General features: G+C 47.0%; 2 tRNA genes and 2 rRNA genes. All 4 read left to right on the top strand.

The annotated features are described in order from the left end of the window. Positions 1-394, top strand: a 16S ribosomal RNA gene (locus INT03_RS00040); the annotation flags it as partial. 75 nt (positions 395-469) lie between these two features. After that, positions 470-546, top strand: a tRNA-Ile gene (locus INT03_RS00035). A 9-nt stretch (positions 547-555) separates the two neighbouring features. After that, positions 556-631 (top strand) — tRNA-Ala (locus INT03_RS00030). Positions 632-988: 357 nt separating this feature from the next. Then, positions 989-1,518, top strand: a 23S ribosomal RNA gene (locus tag INT03_RS00025); the annotation flags it as partial.

Genomic DNA, 1,518 nt, shown 5'->3' with positions numbered 1-1,518 from the left:
CTAAGGATACTGCCAGTGACAAACTGGAGGAAGGCGGGGACGACGTCAAGTCATCATGGCCCTTACGACCAGGGCTACACACGTGCTACAATGGTAGGTACAGAGGGCAGCTACACAGCGATGTGATGCGAATCTCAAAAAGCCTATCGTAGTCCAGATTGGAGTCTGCAACTCGACTCCATGAAGTAGGAATCGCTAGTAATCGCGGATCAGAATGCCGCGGTGAATACGTTCCCGGGCCTTGTACACACCGCCCGTCACACCATGGGAGTTGATTGCACCAGAAGTGGATAGCTTAACCTTCGGGGGAGCGTTCACCACGGTGTGGTTGATGACTGGGGTGAAGTCGTAACAAGGTAGCCGTAGGGGAACCTGCGGCTGGATCACCTCCTTATAGATGGCATTCGGTCAGCAAGAATTCACAACAAGTTGTTCTTTAGTTTAAGCTTACGTTTTAACAAGCGTAATTGGGTCTGTAGCTCAGCTGGTTAGAGCACCGTGTTGATAACGCGGGGGTCAGTGGTTCAAGTCCACTTAGACCCACCATTTTATAATGGGGCCATAGCTCAGTTGGTAGAGCGCCTGCCTTGCACGCAGGAGGTCAACGGTTCGACTCCGTTTGGCTCCACCACTATAGACGAATAAGCTTTAAGTGCTAATAGTATAAATAGAAACAAGTGATTCGCCATAATATTGGCAAGATTACTTCTTTCTGTTTTATACAGAATCTGTGACTCGACGAGAGCATAGAGACTATTTAAAAACATAGATATGAGTCTGGGTTAGGAGGAGCGTGTTCACGCGCACCTCTTAACCTTAATCACTCACCTCTTAACGACATCAGTTGTTATCCCAGGGGTGAGTGATTAAAAAAAGTAAAGAGAACTGAATCAAGCGTATAAACATAGGTGATATCGTTATCATAATTAGATCTTATGACACTTTGAAGTCAACACTTATTTATAAGTTAGACTACTTGGGGTTGTATGGTCAAGTAATGAAGCGCACATGGTGGATGCCTTGGCAGTCAGAGGCGATGAAAGACGTGACAGCCTGCGATAAGCTTCGGGGAGGCGGCAATATCCTGTGATCCGGAGATTTCTGAATGGGGAAACCCACCTACCATAAGGTAGGTATCTTGTACTTGTACAAGAAGCGAACGAGGGGAAGTGAAACATCTCAGTACCCTTAGGAATAGACATCAAATGAGATTCCCCTAGTAGCGGCGAGCGAACGGGGAGAAGCCGATTAATGCTAATGTAGAAGAACAGCGTGGGAAAGCTGACCGTAGTAGGTGATAGTCCTGTATTCGAAACATTAGCGTTAACATATTAAGTAGAGCGGGGCACGAGAAATCCTGTTTGAAGATGGGGGGACCATCCTCCAAGGCTAAATACTCCTGACTGACCGATAGTGAACCAGTACCGTGAGGGAAAGGCGAAAAGAACCCCTGTGAGGGGAGTGAAATAGAACCTGAAACCGTGTGCGTACAAGCAGTGGGAGCCTTAATTTATTAGG

It is taken from the genome of Psychrobacter sp. PG1 (assembly GCF_014897815.1).
In the GTDB taxonomy this organism is placed as follows: Bacteria; Pseudomonadota; Gammaproteobacteria; order Pseudomonadales; family Moraxellaceae; genus Psychrobacter.
Note: the sequence above shows the minus strand (reverse complement) of the source record. Positions and strands in the feature narration are given on the sequence as shown.